The 21,261-nt window shown below is 65.0% G+C and carries 22 protein-coding genes and 1 riboswitch; of the genes, 14 read left to right on the top strand and 8 right to left on the bottom strand.

Going from position 1 to position 21,261, the window contains the following annotated elements:
* Window positions 1–62: 62 nt before the first annotated feature.
* The 8 genes from AC56LN_RS14250 (at window position 63) to AC56LN_RS14285 (ending at window position 6,284) form a co-directional block, all read left to right on the top strand.
* A complete protein-coding gene (locus tag AC56LN_RS14250; RefSeq protein ID WP_499572642.1) occupies window positions 63–356 on the top strand; it encodes a hypothetical protein in 294 nt (97 codons plus the stop codon).
* Between the two features lie 57 nt (window positions 357–413).
* Window positions 414–525, top strand: a riboswitch (TPP riboswitch).
* A gap of 77 nt (window positions 526–602) precedes the next feature.
* Complete coding sequence (thiC, locus tag AC56LN_RS14255; protein WP_499572644.1) at window positions 603–2,528, top strand: phosphomethylpyrimidine synthase ThiC; 1,926 nt, start codon at window positions 603–605, stop codon at window positions 2,526–2,528.
* Window positions 2,529–2,732, top strand: a complete 204-nt coding sequence (thiS, locus tag AC56LN_RS14260) for a sulfur carrier protein ThiS (protein WP_499572646.1) — start codon at window positions 2,529–2,531, stop codon at window positions 2,730–2,732. It abuts the gene before it with no gap.
* Between the two features lie 20 nt (window positions 2,733–2,752).
* On the top strand, window positions 2,753–3,574 hold the full coding sequence (locus AC56LN_RS14265; RefSeq protein ID WP_499573292.1) for a thiazole synthase: 822 nt from the start codon (window positions 2,753–2,755) through the stop codon (window positions 3,572–3,574).
* The gene (locus tag AC56LN_RS14270) at window positions 3,571–4,323 is read left to right on the top strand and encodes a bifunctional hydroxymethylpyrimidine kinase/phosphomethylpyrimidine kinase (RefSeq protein ID WP_499572648.1); all 753 of its coding nucleotides are present in this window, start codon (window positions 3,571–3,573) and stop codon (window positions 4,321–4,323) included. Before AC56LN_RS14265 ends, AC56LN_RS14270 begins: the two co-directional genes overlap by 4 nt.
* A gap of 10 nt (window positions 4,324–4,333) precedes the next feature.
* Window positions 4,334–4,948: a thiamine phosphate synthase gene (gene thiE / locus AC56LN_RS14275; RefSeq protein WP_499572650.1), complete on the top strand. Its 615-nt coding sequence runs from the start codon at window positions 4,334–4,336 to the stop codon at window positions 4,946–4,948.
* A 38-nt stretch (window positions 4,949–4,986) separates the two neighbouring features.
* Window positions 4,987–5,700, top strand: coding sequence for an ion channel (locus tag AC56LN_RS14280; protein ID WP_499572652.1), 714 nt, complete (start codon window positions 4,987–4,989; stop codon window positions 5,698–5,700).
* Window positions 5,701–5,759: 59 nt separating this feature from the next.
* On the top strand, window positions 5,760–6,284 hold the full coding sequence (locus tag AC56LN_RS14285) for a GNAT family N-acetyltransferase (RefSeq protein WP_499572653.1): 525 nt from the start codon (window positions 5,760–5,762) through the stop codon (window positions 6,282–6,284).
* On the opposite strand, the gene AC56LN_RS14290 is transcribed toward AC56LN_RS14285, so the two are convergent.
* From AC56LN_RS14290 to AC56LN_RS14305, 4 genes are all read right to left on the bottom strand, one after another.
* On the bottom strand, window positions 6,279–7,406 hold the full coding sequence (locus AC56LN_RS14290) for a metallophosphoesterase (RefSeq protein WP_499572655.1): 1,128 nt from the start codon (window positions 7,404–7,406) through the stop codon (window positions 6,279–6,281). The genes AC56LN_RS14285 and AC56LN_RS14290 overlap by 6 nt on opposite strands.
* Window positions 7,407–7,572: 166 nt before the next feature.
* Window positions 7,573–9,024 carry a TonB C-terminal domain-containing protein gene (locus AC56LN_RS14295; protein ID WP_499572657.1) on the bottom strand — a complete coding sequence of 484 codons (1,452 nt, stop codon included), beginning with the start codon at window positions 9,022–9,024 and terminating at the stop codon, window positions 7,573–7,575.
* Between the two features lie 176 nt (window positions 9,025–9,200).
* Window positions 9,201–10,907 carry an Hsp70 family protein gene (locus AC56LN_RS14300; protein ID WP_499572659.1) on the bottom strand — a complete coding sequence of 569 codons (1,707 nt, stop codon included), beginning with the start codon at window positions 10,905–10,907 and terminating at the stop codon, window positions 9,201–9,203.
* A 106-nt stretch (window positions 10,908–11,013) separates the two neighbouring features.
* Window positions 11,014–11,616, bottom strand: a complete 603-nt coding sequence (locus AC56LN_RS14305; RefSeq protein ID WP_499572661.1) for a hypothetical protein — start codon at window positions 11,614–11,616, stop codon at window positions 11,014–11,016.
* A gap of 151 nt (window positions 11,617–11,767) precedes the next feature.
* On the opposite strand from AC56LN_RS14305, the gene AC56LN_RS14310 reads away from it, so the two are divergent.
* The 4 genes from AC56LN_RS14310 to hpaR all read left to right on the top strand — a co-directional run bounded on the left by AC56LN_RS14310 (window position 11,768) and on the right by hpaR (window position 15,102).
* Window positions 11,768–12,154, top strand: a complete 387-nt coding sequence (locus AC56LN_RS14310; protein WP_499572663.1) for a hypothetical protein — start codon at window positions 11,768–11,770, stop codon at window positions 12,152–12,154.
* Window positions 12,155–12,229: 75 nt separating this feature from the next.
* A complete protein-coding gene (locus tag AC56LN_RS14315) occupies window positions 12,230–13,336 on the top strand; it encodes an S-(hydroxymethyl)glutathione dehydrogenase/class III alcohol dehydrogenase (protein ID WP_499572665.1) in 1,107 nt (368 codons plus the stop codon).
* Window positions 13,337–13,544: 208 nt separating this feature from the next.
* The gene (locus AC56LN_RS14320) at window positions 13,545–14,390 is read left to right on the top strand and encodes a hypothetical protein (RefSeq protein WP_499572666.1); all 846 of its coding nucleotides are present in this window, start codon (window positions 13,545–13,547) and stop codon (window positions 14,388–14,390) included.
* A 223-nt stretch (window positions 14,391–14,613) separates the two neighbouring features.
* Window positions 14,614–15,102, top strand: a complete 489-nt coding sequence (gene hpaR, locus AC56LN_RS14325) for a homoprotocatechuate degradation operon regulator HpaR (RefSeq protein ID WP_499572668.1) — start codon at window positions 14,614–14,616, stop codon at window positions 15,100–15,102.
* Between the two features lie 36 nt (window positions 15,103–15,138).
* Here hpaR and AC56LN_RS14330 read toward each other — a convergent pair whose 3' ends face one another.
* The gene (locus AC56LN_RS14330; RefSeq protein ID WP_499572670.1) at window positions 15,139–15,684 is read right to left on the bottom strand and encodes an SRPBCC family protein; all 546 of its coding nucleotides are present in this window, start codon (window positions 15,682–15,684) and stop codon (window positions 15,139–15,141) included.
* Window positions 15,685–15,933: 249 nt separating this feature from the next.
* On the opposite strand from AC56LN_RS14330, the gene AC56LN_RS14335 reads away from it, so the two are divergent.
* Both AC56LN_RS14335 and AC56LN_RS14340 read left to right on the top strand, forming a co-directional pair.
* Window positions 15,934–16,362, top strand: a complete 429-nt coding sequence (locus AC56LN_RS14335; RefSeq protein WP_499572672.1) for a hypothetical protein — start codon at window positions 15,934–15,936, stop codon at window positions 16,360–16,362.
* 72 nt (window positions 16,363–16,434) lie between these two features.
* The gene (locus AC56LN_RS14340) at window positions 16,435–18,747 is read left to right on the top strand and encodes a UvrD-helicase domain-containing protein (protein WP_499572674.1); all 2,313 of its coding nucleotides are present in this window, start codon (window positions 16,435–16,437) and stop codon (window positions 18,745–18,747) included.
* 53 nt (window positions 18,748–18,800) lie between these two features.
* Here AC56LN_RS14340 and AC56LN_RS14345 read toward each other — a convergent pair whose 3' ends face one another.
* The 3 genes from AC56LN_RS14345 to AC56LN_RS14355 form a co-directional block, all read right to left on the bottom strand.
* On the bottom strand, window positions 18,801–19,586 hold the full coding sequence (locus AC56LN_RS14345) for a BPSS1780 family membrane protein (protein ID WP_499572676.1): 786 nt from the start codon (window positions 19,584–19,586) through the stop codon (window positions 18,801–18,803).
* On the bottom strand, window positions 19,583–20,578 hold the full coding sequence (locus AC56LN_RS14350; RefSeq protein ID WP_499572678.1) for a homoserine kinase: 996 nt from the start codon (window positions 20,576–20,578) through the stop codon (window positions 19,583–19,585). Before AC56LN_RS14350 ends, AC56LN_RS14345 begins: the two co-directional genes overlap by 4 nt.
* A 64-nt stretch (window positions 20,579–20,642) precedes the next feature.
* Complete coding sequence (locus AC56LN_RS14355; RefSeq protein ID WP_482897376.1) at window positions 20,643–21,185, bottom strand: hypothetical protein; 543 nt, start codon at window positions 21,183–21,185, stop codon at window positions 20,643–20,645.
* Window positions 21,186–21,261 lie beyond the last annotated feature (76 nt).

Here is a 21,261-nt window from a genome sequence, read left to right on the forward strand (position 1 = left end):
CCTGCTCTTCGGGCGGCTTGTCCGGCAAACCTGTCGCAGTCAATGGAAAGGCGAGGCAAGCGATGACGTTACGCGTGAGGTTGGGCGAAGGCTTTCAAGACAATACGGTCAGCGTGCGGGTCGACGGCAAGCAGGTCTATGACCGGCCGAACGTGAGTACCGACCTGACGATTTCGCGTGCGGATTCGTTCGATGTGGCGGTCGATGGGGCCAGCGTCCAGCTCGAGGTGGCGGTGCAGGGCGGGCCGACGGTGCGCCGTGCCGTCGAGCCGGCGCAGACGCCGTTCGTCGAAGTGCGCTTCATCGACGGCGCGCTGCATTTGCTGCCGTTGCCGGCCGAGCCGCCGATGTTGTAACCATGATGGCCCATCCAATATCGGTTCGGCTATAATCCACCCGCTGCCATCACTGGCAGCAAACGCTAGGGGTCCTGCGCGCCGTTGTTTTACAGCGATGCGTGGGTGAGAAATACCCTCCGAACCTGATCTGGATAATGCCAGCGAAGGGAAGCAGCCGATTCGTGCGGCCGTGCGCAGTCTTGCGCCCGACCTCGCCGCACCCGGTAACTCCTTTGCTGGCTCTCATGCACGCAAGGGAGCCACATGAACGCACCTCCGAAGTCTTCGCAACTGTTCGATGCCGCCACCGCCACGGTGGACCAGGCAGCCATCGCATCGCTACCAAACTCCTGCAAGGTCTATATCGAAGGCAGCCGCCCCGATATCCGCGTGCCGATGCGCGCGATCAGCCAGTCGGCCACCTCCGACAGCTTTGGCGGCGAACCCAATCCGCCGCTGTTCGTCTACGACACGTCCGGACCGTACACGGAACCCGCGACCGCGATCGATATCCGCAGCGGCCTGGCGCCAATGCGTCAACCATGGATCGACGAACGCGGCGACACCGAGCAACTGACCGGGCCATCGTCGCAATACGGCCAGCAGCGGCTGAACGATCCGGCCTTGACCGCGCTGCGCTTCGACCTGCAGCGCGCGCCGCGCCGCGCCAGGAGCGGCGCGAACGTCACGCAGATGCATTACGCGCGCCAGGGCATCATCACGCCCGAGATGGAATTCATCGCGCTGCGTGAAAACATGCAGCGCAAGGAATACATCGCGTCGCTGCATGCATCCGGTCCGATGGGCAAGCGGGTTGCCGACCTGATGGGGCGCCAGCATCCGGGCCAGTCGTTCGGCGCCAGCATCCCGGCCGAGATCACGCCTGAATTCGTGCGCTCGGAAGTCGCGCGCGGGCGCGCCGTCATCCCGCTCAACATCAACCACCCCGAAATCGAGCCGATGATCATCGGCCGCAATTTCCTGGTCAAGGTCAATGCCAATATCGGCAATTCGGCCGTGACCTCGTCGATTGGCGAAGAAGTGGAAAAGATGACCTGGGCGATCCGCTGGGGCGCCGACACGGTGATGGATCTGTCGACCGGCAAGCACATTCACGAAACGCGCGAATGGATCCTGCGTAACAGCCCGGTCCCGATCGGCACGGTGCCGATCTACCAGGCGCTGGAAAAGGTCAATGGCAAGGCCGAAGACCTGACCTGGGAAATCTTCCGCGACACGCTGATCGAACAGGCTGAGCAGGGCGTCGACTACTTCACGATCCACGCCGGCGTGCTGCTGCGCTACGTGCCGATGACGGCGAACCGCCTGACGGGCATCGTCTCGCGCGGCGGCTCGATCATGGCCAAGTGGTGCCTGGCGCACCACCGCGAATCGTTCCTGTATACCCACTTCGAAGACATCTGCGCCATCATGAAGGCGTACGACGTGACGTTCAGCCTGGGCGACGGCCTGCGCCCAGGCTCGATCTACGACGCCAACGACGAAGCGCAGCTGGCCGAACTGAAAACGCTGGGCGAACTCACGCAGATCGCGTGGAAGCACGACGTGCAGACGATCATCGAAGGCCCCGGCCACGTGCCGCTGCACCTGATCAAGGAGAACATGGACCTGCAGCTCGAGCAGTGCCATGAAGCGCCGTTCTACACGCTCGGGCCGCTCACAACCGATATCGCGCCCGGCTACGATCACATCACGTCGGGCATCGGCGCGGCCACCATTGGCTGGTACGGCACGGCGATGCTGTGCTACGTGACGCCCAAGGAGCATCTGGGCCTGCCCGACAAGCAGGACGTCAAGGACGGCATCATCACGTACAAGATCGCGGCCCACGCGGCCGACCTGGCCAAGGGCCATCCGGGCGCGCAGCTGCGCGACAACGCGCTGTCGAAAGCGCGCTTCGAATTCCGCTGGGACGACCAGTTCAACCTGGGCCTGGATCCCGACAAGGCGCGCGAATTCCACGACGAGACGCTGCCCAAGGATTCGGCCAAGGTGGCCCATTTCTGTTCGATGTGCGGCCCGCATTTCTGCTCGATGAAGATCACGCAGGAAGTGCGCGCCTACGCTGCCGCCAATGGCATGCAGGGCGAAAAGGCCCTGCAGCAGGGGATGCAGGAAAAGGCGATCGAGTTCGTGCGCGACGGCGCCCGGCTGTACCGGGAGGTCTGAATGACACCCATCGAAGTCAATGGCGCGCCGTGCGGCGTGCCACCGGGCCAGACACTGGCCGGCCTGCTCGCGCAGCTGGACCTGAACGGGCAGGGGATGGCGCTGGCCGTCAACCGCGAGGTGGTGCCGCGCCAGCAGTGGCCCACGCGCCGCCTGCAGGCGCAGGACCGGGTCGATATCGTGCGCGCCATCGGTGGCGGCTAAAGGAGAACAGGATGAATGTCATGAACGAAAACATGAAACCAGACGGGCAACCGGATGTACTCACCATCGCCGGGCGCGCCTACCACTCGCGCCTGCTGGTGGGCAGCGGCAAATACCGCGACCTGGCGCAAACGCGCGAGGCCACGCTGGCGGCCGGCGCCGAGATCATCACGGTGGCGATCCGCCGCGTGAACATCGGCCAGGACCCGAACGCGCCCAGCCTGCTCGATGTGCTGCCGCCGTCCGAGTTCACCATCCTGCCCAACACGGCCGGCTGCTTCAATGCGAAGGATGCGGTCTACACGCTGCAGATGGCGCGCGAGCTGCTGGGCGGGCGCAATCTCGTCAAGCTCGAGGTGCTGGGCGACGCCACCACATTGTTCCCGCACATGCCCGAAACCCTCAAGGCCGCCGAAACGCTGGTGCGCGACGGGTTCGACGTGATGGTCTACTGCAGCGACGATCCGATCCAGGCCCGCATCCTGCAGGAGATCGGCTGCGTGGCCGTGATGCCGCTGGCGTCGCTGATCGGCTCGGGGATGGGGATTCTCAACCCGTGGAACCTGTCGCTGATCATCGAGCAGGCCACGGTGCCGGTGCTGGTGGATGCCGGCGTTGGCACGGCGTCGGATGCGGCGATCGCGATGGAACTCGGCTGCGACGGCGTGCTGATGAACACCGCCATTGCTGGCGCGCGCGACCCGGTGCGCATGGCGCGCGCGATGAAGCATGCGGTGCTGGCCGGGCGCGATGCCTACCTGGCAGGGCGCATGCCGAAGCGTTTCGCGGCCTCGCCGTCGTCGCCGGTCGACGGCAAGATCACGGGTAACGTCGCCGCATGACACCGTGCGTGCTGGTCTTCGCCGGGCTCGATCCCGGCGGGGGCGCCGGCCTGGCGGCCGACATCCTGGCCATTGCAGCGCAGGGTGCGCACGCGCTGCCGGTGGCCACGGCGCTGACCTGCCAGGACAACAACCGGGTGTTCGAGGCGTACCCGGTCGACGCCGGCCTGGTTGCGCGCCAGGCCGCGCCGCTGGTCGCCGCCTTCGACATCCGCGCCGTCAAGCTGGGCATCCCCGGCAACGCGGCCAATGCGGCGGCCATCGCGGCCATCATCCGTGACCTGCGTGCACGGCAACCCGATCTGCCGGTGGTGCTCGATCCGGTGCTGGCCAGCGGCCATGGCGACGCGCTGGGCCAGGGCAGCGCCAGCGCAGCCCTGGCCGGCCTGATCGGGCTGGCCACGATCGTGCTGCCCAACCTGCCCGAACGCGCGGCGCTGGACACGCTGGACACGCCCGGCACCGTGCAGATGCTCGTCACGGGCGGCCACGCGCCGGGCAACACGGTCATCAACCGCTGGCTGCTGGATGGCCGAGACGTGCGCGAGTGGCACTGGCCGCGCCTGCCGGACACCTATCACGGCAGCGGCTGCACGCTGGCCGCGGCGCTGGCGGGCCGCCTGGCGCTGGGTGAGACGATGGCCGTCGCCCTCGGGCACGCCCAGGCCTACACACACGCCACACTGGCGCAATCGTTCACGATTGCGCCGGGCCAGCGCATCCCGCGCCGCCTGTGCCAACCACATTGAAGGAACCACCATGCAAGGTCTGTATCTCGTCACACCGAACTGGAACGACACCGAGCGGCTGCTGGCCGCCACTGACGCCGCGCTGAGCGCTGGCGCTGCACTGGTGCAATACCGGCACAAGGAGGCCGACGCGCGCCTGCGCCTCGAGCAGGCCACGGCGCTGCTGGCGTTATGCCGCCGCCACGGCTGCCCGTTCGTCATCAATGATCATCTCGACCTGTGCCAGGCGATCGGCGCCGATGGCGTGCACCTGGGCCATACGGATGCGGCGATCGCTGCTGCCCGCGCGCTGCTGGGCCCTGACAAGATCGTCGGCGCCTCGTGCTACGGCGACCTGGCGCTGGCACGCGCCGCGCGCAGCGCCGGCGCGAGCTACCTTGCCTTCGGCGGCTTCTATCCGTCCCCGGTCAAACAGTACACGTTCGTGACGCCGCCGGCACTGCTCGACCAGGCGCGTGCCGAGTTCACGCTGCCCCTCGTCGTCATCGGCGGCATGACGCCGGCCAATGCCGCGCCGCTGGTCGCGCGGGGGGCCGACCTGGTCGCGGCGATCACGAGTGTGTATGGCGCGGCCGATCCACGCGCGGCCGCGCACGCATTCGGGACCCTGTTTTCGGCCGGCTGAACCTACAATGGCAGTACTTACGACTTTGTCCTGCCGCCATGATCGCTCCGCGCCTGTTCATCCATACCCGCCGCCACCCGTCCGCCATCCTGCTGCTGGTGCAGCTGCTGGGCATGCTTTCCTACCCGTTCATCGAAGGCACGCGGGCCGGCCAGGTGGCCTTCAACTGTTTCGGCATCGTGGTGCTGGCCTTTGCCATCCGCATGGTGCGGCGCACGCCCGGCGAAGTGCGCGTGAGCTGGGCGCTGGCCGTGCCGATCATCGCGCTGCTGCTGGCGCAGATCCTCCTTGGCTATAACCATCTGCTGGCCTGGTCGTCGGGCCTGGAGGCGCTGTTCTACTTCTACGCGGCAGGCAGCCTGATTGCCTACATGATGGAAGACGAACGGGCCACGACCGACGAGCTGTTCGCGGCCGGCGCGACGTTCACGCTGCTGGCCTGGGCCTTCACCCACATGTACATCCTGCTGCAGGAAATCCAGCCCGGCACCTTTGCCGCCGCCGTCAATGCCAGCGCGCCGCGTACCTGGACCGAACTCAATTACCTGAGCTTCGCACTGCTTTCCAGCACCGGCATTGGCGACGTGATTCCGCTGACCGCACCGGCGCGGGCACTGGCCAGCGTCGAGATGCTCATCGGCCTGATGTACCTGGCGGTGGTCGTGGCGCGCCTGATCGCCTTCACGACACGCAACCGGATCGCGGTCGGCCGCGCACGCAAGCGCAAGCTGGAAGAGTGGGAACAGGATTGAGCCACAGGGCAGAGATTGCTTGCTAGAATCGTCCTCCGATCACCAACAGGAGCACGTGCATGGCGTACCAACCGGCTGCTTTCACGATCCGCACTTTCACGCACGATGCATGGCCAGCCTACCGCGCGCTTCGCCTGCGCGCGCTGGAAGACGCGCCCGACGCCTTCGGCAGCACGCTGGCCGCCGAGTCCGTGCGCCCGCCGGAAGAATGGGCGGCGCGCCTGGCCCGCGCGGCCACGTCCGGCATCGACCATGCTCTGACAGCAGAGATCGCAGGCGAGCCCGTCGGGCTGGCCTGGGCGAAGGTGGACGCGGACGACCCGGCCCTCGTGAACCTGTTCCAGATGTGGGTGGCGCCCGAGGCGCGCGGGCAGGGTGTGGCCGCCGGCTTGCTGGCCGAGGCAGTGCGCTGGGCCCGGGCACGCGGCGCCACTGCCATGCAGCTTGGTGTCAATTGCGCCAATGAAGAAGCACTGCGTTTGTACGCACGCGCCGGCTTCGTCGCCACGGGGCTGCGCGAACCGATGCGCCCGGGTTCGGATCAGGTCGAGGAGCGCATGCGGCTGGTCATTGCAGGATCATGAACTTGCCGTCTGGCGCCGCAGCGTGATCCGGGTCAGTTCGGACGGTACGCCCAGGCGCAGCGCGAAGCCCGGCCACAATGCCGTGCCATTGTTCAGGTACAGCGTCATCCCGTCGACATCGTAGCGGCCCGACACGAAGCCGTTATTGGCGCGTGCCACCACCCGATCAAGCCCGACGATCATGCCGCCATGCGTGTGGCCGGACAGTTGCAGCGCCACGCCGCGGCTGGCGGCATGGCGGGCATTGCGTGGCTGATGGTCGAGCAGGATCACCGGTGCGCCGGCCGGCGCGCCGCGCAAGGCGGCGTCGACGTCGGGCGGCGCGGCGCCCGCCTGCGGGGCAGTCACGTCGTTGACACCGGCCAGCACCAGCTGCCCGGCGCCGCGTTTCAGGACGGTATGGCTGTTGTCCAGCGGCGTCATGTTCAGGCTTGCGAAATACGCCATCCATGCCTTGTGGCCGAAGAAGTACTCGTGGTTGCCGGGAATGACCCAGACGCCATCGGGCGCGCGCAGGTCGCGCAGCGGCGCCACGTCGCGTTCGCGGTGCGCGATATTGCCGTCGATCAGGTCGCCGGTAATGACGATCAGGTCGGCGTCCAGCGCATTGGCGTCGGCGACGACCTTGCGTGTCCAGGGTGCGTCGAACAGGCGGCTGATGTGCAGGTCGGTCAGGTGCACGACCTGGTAGCCGTCGAATTCGTGCGGCAGGTTCTTCACCTCGATCAGCACATCCTCGAGCGATGGCGACTTGATCGCCTGATTCACGCCCAGGGCCGCCAGCAGCGCGGCGGCGATGGCAATCCCGTAGCGCAGGCGCGGCGCAATCGCCACGCGCCGGCGCCGGATCGCCATCGCGATCAGCGTGCCCGCATCGACCAGCAACTGGAACACGGCCAGCAGCAGGATCGCGCCGAAGCCCCAGTTGAACAGGATCACCAGCCCTTTCGGGAATTCGGGCGAGAACACGCTGCCCGACGACAGGCGCGACCACAGGTGGTATTGCGAGACCAGCACCAGCACGACGGCGCTGGCCACTTTGGACTTCGTGGACAACGGCAGCGGCCAGAGCCAGCGCACCAGGACCAGCAGGCAGGGAAGGCTGAACATCAGATGAAACATCAGGTGCGCTCCGTTCGTGCCGGGAAGCGGCCTGCAAGTGTTGGGGTGGTGCGTGAGAGCGTCATGACGCCCACGGAATGGGGAGAGTAAATATGCATCGTGCGGTCTGCCTGAACAATCGAACCGGCAAGCATAGCCTAGATTGGCTGCCGGCACAGGCAGCCGCTTACGTTTCGGCTGGCGGCTGCGGCACGGTATTGGCGTCGGTGCGCCGCGTTTGCGTGATCGTGGTGGACCATTCCACGTCAAAACTGCGCGCCGTGCTGGCCGGGAACGGCCTGGCTGCGCGCAGGGCATTTTCGAACGCGTGGTCCAGCCGCGGCTCGCCCGATCCCTTGATCTGCCTGAACCGCACGATCATGCCGTCAGCGTTGAGATAGACGCGATAGTGCAGCGCCAGTTTGCCAGGTTGTGCGAAGCGGGTCGGCTGGTAGTCGACGGGGGGAATGTGCTGGCCCAGCAGTTCGGCATCCGGTGTGGTGCCGTTGGTGGCTTGCTGCGATGCCGGCGCATTCGCGCTCGCCGCCTGCTGCGCCGTGATGGTGGCCGTGTAGCTGACCTCGAACTCGGCCGGTGTTTTTGGCGGGAACGGCGTGGCGTTGCGCAGCGCCTCGGCAACCGCTTCGTCGAAGGCCGGTTCGCCCGAGGTCGAGACATTGCGTGTCTGGATGACCCGCCGGTCCGCATCCAGGAAGACCCGCACCCGCGTATCGAGCATGCCGGGCTTCGTGCCGGGCGACGGCTGGTAGCGCAGTGGCGGGACGTGCGCGTCCAGTACCTGCTGGCTGACCGCCGGCGTCGCCGGTGCGGGGTCGGTCGCCTTGAACACTGCATACAACAGCAGCGCCGTCACGATGACCAGTGCCACATTGCGCGCGATGACCCACAGCCGGGCAGCCAGCGACCGGCGTTGCTCCGGCACGGCAATATTGTCGTCGATGTCGGATGCGGCCCCTGCTTGCGCGCCGAAGCGCGCCTGGTACGCAGCGCGCCACTGCTCGACGTTCTTGAGGCTGACGATGACGTCCATCAGCCAGGGGAACCGCGCCATCATCGTTTCGATGATGCGCATATGGCTGCGCAGTTGCGGCTCGGTGGGGGCCCCGGCGTCGCGCAGCGCGTGTGCGGCGCGGCGCATGGCGGCCTGCCGGGCCGGTGGCTGCGTGGCGAACAGGCGGCGTTCGGCCAGCGCCCGGTCGAGCACCATGCCGGCATGGCCGAACGCCAGCAGTCGCTGCGGGTCCGCGTCCCAGCCGAAGACCGCCAGCGCCGCCTCGAACAGGTTTTCGTGGCCGGGCCGCCAGCCATGCGCCAGCACGGTGGCGATGATCGCTTCGAACACGATCCGTGCGTCGATGTTGATCAGGTCATCGTCGTCCAGCCTGCGTCGCAGCAGCGCCTCGTAGGGGTCGGGGTTGTTCTGCGCCGGCTGCGCAAGCAAGCCTGCCATCTCCGTCGACAGCCGTCCGAAGGCGGCTTCGCCCATCGCACGTGGATCGTCCGCATCGACCGGCTCGGGCGCGGCAGGCGTCTCTGGCGCAGTGTCGGCGGCCGGTGCGGGCGCGGGCGCCATGGCCGTGGCTGACTCGGGCGGGGCCTCGGCTTCGCGTTTTTCCACGCGGCCCAGGCCAGTGCTTCTTCGTACACCGCGCGCAGGTCCTGGAAGCCTTGTGCGTCGTGTTCCTGGTCGATGGCCTTCAGGCGCCGGGCGTAGGCGCTGCGGATGTCGCGCTCGCGCGCATCCTGATCCAGCCCGAGCGCGTCGAGAAATGCAAACGTGGCGGCCATCGGCGGCTATGCCTCGGGCAGCAGGAAACTCTGGTGGTCGAAATAATCGAGCACCTGGCGAAACACATCGACGGCCGGCACGATCATGCGCCGTTCCTGGGTGCCCAGCGCCTGCTCAAAGCGCGCGATTTCACGGCCCAGACGTTCGCGCTCATCGCCCCGCAGTTGCTGGTACAGGCGTTCGCCACGCGCAAGCAGCGTGCGGTTTTCCATGTGATCGCGCGGATGGATCTTGAGTTCGGACAGCGCCTGGAAGCGTTGTGCGATTTCCTGCGCACTGAGCATGCCCGGATTGCCTTCGATGACGAGGGTATGCACGTCGCGCGTGCGCACCAGCGTCGCTTCGACCTGCAGCAGGCCGTTCACGTCGTAGGTAAAGCGCACGTCGACACCCTCGTCGTTGCCGGCAGCGAGCGGGATGGTCAGCGCGCCGAGCTTGATATTCTCGCTGGCCATGCGCGCTTCGCCCTGGTAGACCAGCAGCTCGATGACGCGCTGCGTGTCCTGCAGCGGGAAGTAGCGCTTGACGCGGCTGGCCGGGATGACCGTGTTGCGTTCGATGATCGGATCGAAATGGCCGTGCGAGAAATGGTCGGCGTCGATGTGCATCGTGGTTGCCACGCCGAGCGAATACGGCGCGACGTCGGTCATCACCACTTCGTCCAGCGCCGCATCCTTCATCTTCAGCCCTGCCTGTACGGCGGCGCCCAGAGCCACTACCTGGTCGGGATCGATGTCGCAGGCCGGGAAGCGGCCGAACATGCGCGCCGCCATCTTGCGCACCAGCGGCATGCGGGTGGCACCGCCGGCCAGCACGATATTGTCCAGCTCGGCGATGGGCAGGCGCGCGTCGCGCAGCGCCCGTTCGACCGGCGCGCGCAGGCGTGCCAGCAGCAGCGCGCACAGCTTTTCAAAGCCCGCCTCGTCCAGCTCCAGCGCGTACTGGGCGTCGCCATTGGCCACGCGAATGGTGGCGCGTGGCGCGTCGCTCAGCGCGCGCTTGGCCAGTTCGGCCTGCGCCGCCAGGCGCTGCATGAAATGCGCGTCCGTGCGCAGCGTGGCCGGTACGCCCGCCGCGACGAAGAAATGCTCCACCAGCGCGGTGACGACATCCTCGCCGCCCAGGTAGTTGTCGCCGGCCGACGCACGCACTTCCATGACGCTGTCGAACAGGTCGAGCACCGACACGTCGAAGGTGCCCCCACCCAGGTCGAACACGAGGAATTTCGATTCGCCGTCGCGCAGGTGGATTCCGTAGGCGAGAGCCGCGGCGGTCGGTTCATTGAGCAGGCGCTCGACCTTCAGGCCGGCCAGTTCGCCGGCGGTGCGGGTGGCCTTGCGCTGCGCGTCCGAAAAATAGGCAGGCACCGTGATCACCGCCTCGGTCACCGGATGGCCGAGGGCAGCTTCGGCGTCTTCCTTCAGCGAGCGCAACACCAGTGCGGACAGTTCTTCGGGACGAAAGGCGCGCTTGCCCAGATGGAGCGTCTTGTCGCTGCCCATCAGGCGCTTGAAATTGGCAGCGCTTGCCTGCGGGTGAGTTTGCAGACGTTCGCGCGCGGCCTGGCCAACCAGGATCGCATCGTCGTCATCGACGCTCACGCAGGACGGTGTCAGCATCTGCCCGAGACTGTTCGGGATCAGGCGCGCGGCGCCGTTGTCCCAGACTGCGACCAGACTGTTGGTGGTGCCAAGATCGATGCCGACAATCATTCCGTTCTGCTTTCCAAAGAAACCATTCTGAGAGGCAAATCATAGCGTAGCGCCATGGTCTTGGGATTAAGCACGTAGTATTTATCCGTACAGCATGATGCAGGTCTCACGCCGTATCGCGTTCCGCGAGCACCAGCTGACGCAGCTGCATTACGGCGCGCGCACCGGGATGATCGTGCAGGCGACCAGACCGTTTGTCGCAGCCGGCGGGACGGTAGCTGATCGTGCGCTGTTCAATGGTATCGATGTAGCGCGGATTGTCCCTGGCAAAGCGTGCAAAGGCCGTCTGCATGGGCGGATCGAGCGTGGTCAGTGCTGCATCGATCAGCGCGATGATCTCGTGAACATACTCGCCGATCAACTGCACGACGAATGGCACCATCCAGTCCTGCAGGTTGGCCAGCAGGTGGCGCAGAGATTGTTCACGGACGTGGCCGTTGTGGTGACGCGTGCCCAGGCACCACAGCATGGCGCGCTGGCGGACATCGAGTTCGCCATGCGCTTCCAGCAGGGACGGGTCAAAATACAGGCGCGTCGGGATGGCCAGGTTCTCATCGGCCAATGCAACGACGAAATGCAGGTGGGCAGGATGCGGCTGCCAGACGTGGGTGGCGCAAAGCGCCTGGGCGTCGACGCGCAAGGCGCGTGGAAAGGCATCGGGAAGGTCAGGCGGGCGTGGTGCAGCGTGCACCGGCAAAGGATCGGACATGGTGTTCTCCAGGTGACCCTGCGGATGGCGCAGGGAACGATGGTAGCGCATCCTGTGCATGAACACCAGCCACCGGGCACGGGCCCGCATCTGGTACTGTGGCCGGCAAGAACAATGTGGGAAGGCGGCGCTTCGCCGGGATTGGATTGACATGCAGTACATCGATTTCACGACACTGACGCAGCTCGCGCTGGCGTCGTCACGGGTGATGGCCCCATGCAGCTGCATGGCCGTCCCGTTGCAAGCCTGGACCGCGCTGCCGCTGACGCTGGAACGTGACGGCTTCGAAGACATCGGCGCCCTGTTCGAAGACCCCTACGACGAGCCGACCTTCGCCGAATATCATCCCGCAGGCACCCGCTACGACAGCGCGGATGCGCCGATCGCCCCGCGCTTCTATCCGGCCAACCGCTGTACCGTGGCGCGCTGCACCGGGTGCGGCCGCCATTACCTGCGCTACAACGAAGCTGGCGGTTACTTTACCGAGTTGCGTATCCGCGCATTGCAGCCCGCGTTGCTGGTGGACGCGCGTCCTTGATGCCCCAAGCTTGTTATCATGGCGCTTTGCAACGCGCCTGCGCGCGTGGGTCCATTCAAGCAACGGGGAAACGACATGAAAACCAAGGCAGCAATCGCGTGGAAAGCGGGTCAGCCGCTGACGATCGAAGAAGTGGAACTGGAAGGCCCGAAGGCCGGTGAAGTGCTGGTCGAGATCAAGGCCACCGGCATTTGCCACACCGACTACTACACGCTGTCGGGCGCTGATCCGGAAGGCATTTTCCCGTCGATCCTGGGCCATGAAGGCGCCGGCGTGGTGGTCGATGTCGGCCCGGGCGTGACCAGCCTGCGCAAAGACGATCACGTGATTCCGCTGTACACGCCGGAATGCCGCCAGTGCAAATTCTGCCTGTCGCAAAAGACCAATCTGTGCCAGGCGATCCGCTCGACGCAGGGCCGCGGCCTGATGCCGGATGCGACGTCGCGCTTTTCGATCGACGGCCAGCCGATCTATCACTACATGGGCACGTCGACCTTCTCGAACTACATCGTGGTACCCGAGATCGCGCTGGCGAAGGTGCGCAACGATGCGCCGTTCGACAAGATCTGCTATATCGGTTGCGGCGTAACCACCGGCATTGGCGCCGTGATCTTCACCGCCAAGGTCGAGGCGGGCGCGAATGTGGTGGTGTTCGGCCTGGGCGGCATTGGCCTGAACGTGATCCAGGCGGCCCGGATGGTGGGCGCCGACAAGATCATTGGTGTCGACCTGAACCCGGAACGCGAATCGATGGCGCGCAAGTTCGGCATGACCCATTTCATCAATCCGACCCAGGTCGAGAACGTGGTCGACGCCATCGTTCAGCTGACCGATGGCGGCGCCGACTACAGCTTCGAGTGCATCGGCAACGTGAACACGATGCGCCAGGCACTCGAGTGCTGCCACAAGGGCTGGGGCAAGTCGATCATCATCGGCGTGGCCGCTGCGGGTCAGGAAATTTCCACCCGTCCGTTCCAGCTGGTGACTGGCCGCGAATGGAAGGGCTCGGCCTTCGGCGGTGCACGCGGTCGTACCGACGTGCCGAAGATCGTCGACTGGTACATGGAAAACAAGATCAATATCGATGACCTGATCACCCATCACCTGCCGCTCGACCGTATCAACGAGGGCTTCGACCTGATGAAATCGGGCGAATCGATCCGCTCGGTGGTCGTGTATTGATCACCGCAGGCCGCACAGCCTGCACCATCTGCATGTGATGCACGCGGCCTTCGGGCCGCGTTGTCGTTACGGGCCCCGATTGACGGTCTGCACCGCGATTTCGACGGCCTGTCGCAGCGTGCTGGCTCGTGCCGGGGGCGGCGGCTAGAGTGTTCTCATCGCCGGCGCGTCCGGTCCGTGTCATCGTTCCTGGCCCAGGGAGAACCTCATGCCGCATTCCACATCGCTCACGCGCCAGCTGGCGCTTTCTTTCATCGGCCTGGCGCTGTGCGCCGCGTCGCTGGCATTGACCGTGCCCATCCAGGCTGGCGCGCAGGAGGCCATGCGCGCGGTGCGCGTGACGCAGGGCGAGCCATACGCGCTGGTGCGCGGCAAGGAAGGCAGCTTCAATATCAGCGGCAGCAGCGACGACTGGCCGGCCGTGAAGGCGGCCCAGCGCGCGATCCCCGGCGAATTCATCTGGTTCCGGGAGGACGGGCGCGATTACGTGATCCAGGATGCGGCTGTCATGGCCAAAGTGCGTACCGCCTGGGCGCCGCTGGATCGGCTGAGCGCGCGCATGGACGTACACAGCAAGGAAATGGATGTCCACAGCAAGAAAATGGATGCGCTGGGGCGCCAGATGGACCGCGTTGCCGTCAGCAAGGACAATCTGCCCAGCGAGCGCGACATGCGCGAGATCGATGGCGGCATGCAGGCGCTGGGCCAGCATATGGAGCGCCTGAGCAGCCAGATGGAAACGGCGCGCGACCAGGCCGAGCGCGAGCGCCTGAGCCGCGAGATGGCCGCAACCGGTGCACGCATGAACGCTGCTGGCCGGCAGATCGGCCAGGTGTACGACTCGCCGCAGATCCGCAAGTCGCATGCATCGATGCAAGCGATCGGCCGCCAGATGGAAGAGGCCGGCAAACCGATGCATGTGCTGGGCGAGCAGATGGGCATGCTGGGCAAGGAGATGGAGCGCGAGAGCAAGGTTGCCGACAAGACGGTGCGTGCGTTGATCCGCGATGCGCGCGCCAAGGGGCTGGCACGGCCGGCCCCGGCTGCGGGCTGATGCGCTCCCGATGAAGCACAGAGGGCGGCCACCGGGCCGCCCTTTTTGTCCTTCGTGATGGCTGCGGTAATATCTGTTCACAAAAAATTCGCATGGAATCGGCTGCGTGAAGCGAAATCCATCGGGCTGGCAAGTATATTAGTCAGCCAGGCACGATTGCCGCGCTGTTTGCGCAGGGGTCGATGCAGAACCAGAGACAGAATTACCTATTACGGAGCATTCCTTGGCCCGCCGGATTACCCACCGCAATCTTCCCCAGCTTTTTCTGAAGGCACGCGAATCGTTGTTGCTGCACTTCCGCCCCATCCTCAACCATTTTGGCGTGACCGAGCAGCAATGGCGCATCCTGCGCGTGCTGGACGAGCATGAGCAACTGGAACCGCGCGAGATGTGCGAACTGTGCCAGATCCTGAGCCCCAGCATGACGGGCGTGCTGTCGCGGATGGAGGAGCTGGGCCTGATCGAGCGCCAGCGTGTGGCGGCCGACCAGCGCCGCATCTGGGTGCGCCTCGCCCCCAAGGGCGACCGCCTGATCGACGATATCGCGCCGCTCATCGAGCGTCAGTACAAACTGATCGAAGCAGCCTACGGCACGCAGGTCGTTGCCGATCTGTCGCTGGCGCTGGAAGGCTTCATTGCCGCGCAGACGACGCCGGTCGAGCGGGTGGCGCTGCCGGCGTCGATCAAGCCGGTGAACAGCCGCCGGCCATGACCGGCGTGCCGGCGCCGGCGGCTGTGAAGGGGGGGGTCAGTGCTGTTCGACCTTGCCGCGCCACGCACCGGTCTCGCCGCCACGCTGCTCGAGCAGCTCCTTGAAGTTGGCCAGGTTGGCGCGCGCTTCCATGCGCACGGCGCCCAGGGCGTCGCCCAGGGTTTCCAGTGTGCCTTCCGGCTCGTAATCCATCTGCAGCGCAATGCGCGTGACGGTGTCCGAGATCTTGTGGAAGGTCACGACACCGCCGTTTTTTACGCCGGTGACGCTGCGCCACGCGATGCGGTTGTCCGGGATCTGCTCGGTGATTTCGGCATCCCATTCTTTTTCTTCACCGGCGACATTGGCGCGCCAGTGCAGGTGCTTGTCGTCGAGCTGGCGGATTTCCTTCACGCTCTTCATGAACTGCGGGAAATCTTCGAACTGCGTGAACTGGTTATAGGCAGTGCTCACGGGCACATTGATCTCGATGGTCTCGACGATCGCCGAGCTGGCACCGAAACCATTGTTTCCTTTGAACTTTTTCGACAGCATCACGCCGCCAACGGCCAGCGCGGCCATGGTTACTACGCGTCCTAGCATCATCATTCTCCTTATTAAGATTTTCACGAGATTGTCGCAACGCTGCCTTCAACATAAGCGAAAACGATGAACGCGGGGCGCGCGTTTGGCATGGATTTTGGGAGAAATTGCGCGAAGTTAATGAGATTTTCCCAGTGAAATTGGTGTTGATGAGGTTCATGCGTTCCACATTGAAATACTTGCAAGAAAGTGGGACGATGAATCCATCCCGGCATTGCAGCGGGCTGCCCGCCCCATAAGGAATCCACCATGCCGATGTCATCTGCCATCAAACAGCGCCGCCTCTGCCTGGCGCTGCCAGTCGTCCTTCTCGCCGGCGCAAGCAGCACGGCAGCCCAGGCCCAATCGCTGCTGGGCATCACGCCCGCCCGCATGCTGGGTGTCGGTGGCTATGATGTGGCGCTGAGCGTGGACCTGTTCGGCGAGTCAAGCAAGCACGTGGTTCGTGCCTGGAACACGGAACGCGTCACGGTCACCGGCAACCACCGCGACACGCCATGGCACCTTGAATTCATCATCACGCGCTTCAAAGATGGCGAGAAACTGCTCGTGAGCACCAAGCTGATGAGCGGCGCCGATGTGCTGGCGGCGCCGGTGCGCACCAGCGACTTCGGTCAGCGGGTGGTCGTACGGGCCGACGATGCGATGAATGTGGCGCTGGTAATCAAAAACGTTTGACGCAGCCGGTGGTGACGCGTACGCCACGAAACTGGATGGGCATACAGTATATCGCGGCGGTATAATGGCCGGATGCTGAAACTCGACACCCTGAATCCTGAACAATTTGCCGCCGTCACCTTGCCGGCGCAAAGCGCCCTGATCCTGGCCGGCGCCGGCTCGGGCAAGACGCGCGTCCTCACCACGCGCATTGCCTGGCTGATCCAGACCAATCAGGTCTCGCCCGCTGGCATCATGGCGGTGACGTTCACGAACAAGGCCGCGAAAGAAATGCTCACGCGCCTGTCGTCGATGCTGCCGATTAACACGCGCGGCATGTGGATCGGCACCTTCCACGGCCTGTGCAACCGGCTGCTGCGCACGCACTACCGCGACGCCGCGCTGCCGCAGACGTTCCAGATTCTCGATTCGCAAGACCAGCTCTCGCTGATCAAGCGCATGCTCAAGGCGCACAACGTCGACGATGAAAAGTACCCGGCCAAGGCGCTGATGTACTTCATCAACAACGCCAAAGACCAGGGTTTGCGCGCGTCGCAGGTCGAGGCCTACGATCCGATCGAACGCCGCATGGTCGAGCTGTATGAACTGTACGACCAGCAATGTCAGCGCGAAGGCGTCGTCGATTTCGCCGAACTGCTGCTGCGCTCGTACGAGCTGCTGTCGCGCAATACGCCGCTGCGCCACCACTACCAGATGCGCTTCCGTCACATCCTGGTCGACGAGTTCCAGGATACCAACGACCTGCAATACAACCTGCTCAAGCTGCTGGCGGGGCAGGGCGAATCCGGCGGCGGCGCCATCTTTGCCGTCGGTGACGATGACCAGAGCATCTACGCCTTCCGCGGTGCCAACGTCGGCAATATGTCGGCGTTCGAACGCGACTACCAGGTCAAGAACCTGATCAAGCTCGAGCAGAACTACCGCTCGCACGGCCACATCCTCGACAGCGCCAACTTCCTGATCGCCAACAACGCCAAGCGCCTGGGCAAGAACCTGCGCACGGATGCCGGTCAGGGCGAACAGGTGCGCGTGTATGAGGCCTCGTCGGATCTCGAAGAAGCGCAGTGGATCATCGAAGAATCCAAGAGCCTGATGAACGAGGGCATGGGCCGCAACGAAATCGCGATCCTGTACCGCAGCAATGCACAGAGCCGCGTGATCGAGCATGCGCTGTTCGCTGCCGGCATTCCGTACACCGTGTACGGCGGCCTGCGCTACTTCCAGCGCGCCGAGGTCAAGCACGCGATCGCCTACCTGCAGCTGATGGACAATCCGCACAACGATTCGGCCTTCATGCGCGTGGTGAACTTCCCCACGCGCGGCATCGGCGCGCGCTCGATCGAGCAGTTGCAGATGGCGGCCGACAGCTATGGCATTTCGCTGTACGCGGCGGTGCCATACATGACGGGCAAGGCCGGCACCGTGCTGGGCAACTTCGTCAAGCTGATCGAAGGCGCGCGCTTCGAGACCCAGCAATTGCCGCTGCCCGAGCTGGTGCGCGTGGTACTCGAGCGCAGTACGCTGCTGGCGCACTACGGCAACGAAAAAGAAGGCGCCGACCGCATCGAGAACCTGGAGCAGATGGTCAGCGCCGCGACGCAGTTCGTGCAGGAAGAAGGGTTCGGCACCCAGGCGCCGGCCCACCTTGGCCCGCCGGCACAGGCGCAGGCCGGCGAATCGGTCGTGTTCCAGGATGGCATCGAGATCCTCGATGGCGGCGCGCCGCTGCCCACCGTAATGTCGCCGCTGTCGGCCTTCCTGTCGCACGCATCGCTCGAAGCGGGTGACGCCCAGGCGCAGGCCGGGCAAGAGGCGCTGCAGCTGATGACGGTGCACTCGGCCAAGGGCCTCGAATTCGACGCCGTGTTCATCACGGGCCTCGAAGAAGGCCTGTTCCCGCACGAGAGCAGTGCACGCGAGGCCGATGGTGTCGACGAAGAACGGCGCCTGATGTACGTGGCGATCACGCGCGCGCGCCGTCGTCTGTACATGAGCTTTACTCAGCAGCGCATGCTGCACGGCCAGACGCGCTTCAACATGAAATCGCGCTTCTTCGACGAACTGCCTGAAGAATCGATCAAATGGCTGTCGCCACGCGTGCAAGGCAACTGGTTTGGCGGGCGCAAGTCCACCACGGCCTGGGACGACGCCAAGTTCCGCGAAGGCGGCAGCGACAACAAGATCGCTCAGCAGATCACGCAAAAGGCGGGCAATGGCACCGGCTGGCGTGTGGGCGAGAGCGTGGTCCACGCCAAGTTCGGCGAAGGCGTGATCGTCAATATCGAGGGCGGCGCCGGCGCGGCGCGGGCCCAGATCAACTTTGGTTCGGCGGGGGTGAAGGTGCTGGATCTGTCGATCGCGAAGCTGGAGCGGGTGGGCCGCTAAGGTGGGCGGTCACGCTGGCGGCCATGCCGCCAGCGTTGGCTGATTGTTGCCGATTACCGCTGCTTGTCGAGGCTGACCTTGCTGCCTGGCTCTGCTGGCGGTGCACCGAAGATCTCGCGGTAGCCCACATACAGCGCACACTGCAGCAGCAGGATGAACAAGAAGATCACCCACATGATCACGACGCGCGCGATGCTGCTGCCGCCCAGGATCACGGCGATCACCATGCACACGGTAAAGAAGATACCGAACCACGCCAGCAGCATCACGATGAAAATGCCGGCGCTGCGCTTGACGGCAAAGAAGCTATAGAACACGGCCTTGAGCGGCGGCATTTTTTGCCAGTACGTCAGCGGCGCGGCAAAGCACAGCGAGATCAGCGCCACCACATCGAGCGCGAAAATCAAGAACATCGCCAGCACGTCCTGGCCTGCCAGCACGGCCGGGGTGCCATCGGCGCTCTGGGCCCGCACCTGCTCCCAGAAGTCCGGCTGCACGGCAAAGCGCGTGATCAGTGCCAGGATCAGCGACACGCCCAGATAGACGATGCCCACCTTGCACAGCTCGCGCAGCACCGGCTTGCGAAAGCCCGTCAACGCCACGGCCGGCGTGACGCGCTGACCGTTCTCGATCATCGAGCACGCCATCATGAACGCCATCGAGAACGACGGAATCAGCACCACTGCCACCATCGCGCCCAGCAGCGGCACGGCGCTGATCAGGATACTGACCAGGATATTGGCGAACAGCAGCGTGGTCAGCGCTGCCGGTTGTTGACGAAACAGCAGGGCGCCGTTCTTGAGCCAGGTCCAGCCGGTAGATGCAGGTAGTTTGTTCATGTAATGACAGTGGTGGGCAAGCCCGGTGCGGGGTGCGCAATGCGCTCGCGCAGAATACGTTCGAAATGGGTAGGGTCGTGCGGCGTCAACAGCTCGGCCGCGCGTGGAAGGTGCAGATCATACAGGCGCGACAGCCAGAAGCGTAGCGCGCCCGCGCGCAGCAGTGGTTGCCAGGCGTCGCGCTCGTCCGCGGTGAACGGGCGCACCGCGTGGTAGGCATCGAGCAGGGCGCGCACGCGCGCTTCGTCGAGCTTGCCGGTGGCCAGGTCGATGCACCAGTCGTTGACGGTAACGGCCACGTCGTACAGCCAGGTGTCGATACCGGCAAAGTAGAAGTCGAAGCAGCCGCTCAGGCGCTCGCCCTCGAACATCACGTTATTGCGAAACAGGTCGGCGTGCACGGGGCCGCGCGTCAGGTTGGCATAGGTCGCGCTTGCGGCGAATGCAGCCTGGTACGCGACCTCGTCCTGCAGCAGCGTGGCTTCGGCCTCGCTCAGCAAGGGGGCGACCTCGGGCGCAGTTGCCGTCCACCAGTCGATGCCGCGCAGGTTCGGCTGCTGCAGCGAAAAGTCCTGCGCCGCCAGGTGCATCCGCGCCAGCATGCGGCCCACTTCGGCGCAATGGACCGGCTGGGGATCGAGTTGCGAGCTGCCATTCAGGCGGCTGACGATGATCGCCGGCTTGCCATGCAGGCTCACGACCAGTTCGCCGTCATTGTTCGGCACCGGCGCCGGCACGGGAATGCCGCGCCCGGCCAGGTGGCGCATCAGGTTGACATAGAAGGGGAGCTGGTCGAATCGCAGGTTCTCGAAGATCGTCAGCACGTAATGACCGGACTGCGGACCGGACTGCGGACCGTGCTCGGTATTCAGGAAGAAATTGCTGTTGTCGATGCCGGAGGAAATGCCTTCGAGCCCGACGGCCTGGCCGAGGGGAAACTGCTTGATCCACTGGTGAAGGTCATCCAGTGAGACCGCGGTAAAAACTGCCATGAGCTAGCAAGAAAGAGAAGTGGACGATGGCCGCGACACTGCCGCGCGAACGCGGCAGGCGGGATCATTGTTTGGTGGTCGGCTCGAGCGCGGGCGGCGGCGGCACATCGGCGCGGGCCGGGATCGTCCCGGCTGCACCGGCGCGGGCTGGCGCCGCAGCGGCTGGCTGCTCGTCGGTGTTCTGTTTCTTGGGATTGCCAAAATCAAATTCCATCACTTGCCATTGTGGGGCGCGGATGCTGCTGCCCGAGATATCGCCTGGTTGGGCGTTTCCTGGTGCAACGTTGGGCTTCATGGTGTAGCGGCTTGGGCCAGCTTGCACTTCGACTTCGGTGACCTTGCCGTCATTGCCGCGTTTCTCGGTAATGACCGTGCCTTTGCGCGGCGGGATCGTCGTGGCCGGCACATCGCTGCCCGGCTCGATGCGCTCGAGCTGCGGCGGCGCGTCGCTTGGGCGCTGTTGCTGCGCTGGCTGCGCTGGCGTCGTGGCGCGTGGCGCCGGCTGGGTCTGTGTTTGCGGTGGTGTGGCCGGCTGCGCCGAGGCCAGGCCCGCGTGAGCGAACAGGCACAGCGTCAGGAGGGCAAAGCGGGGTGTCGAGCGCAGCATGATGGTCACCTAATGTCGTTTAGTCCATTGTAGCAAACAGTACCGCCTCCCTGTGAAACGTGTGCCATATCCTGTG

This window comes from Telluria sp. ZT3P26, from assembly GCF_059686035.1.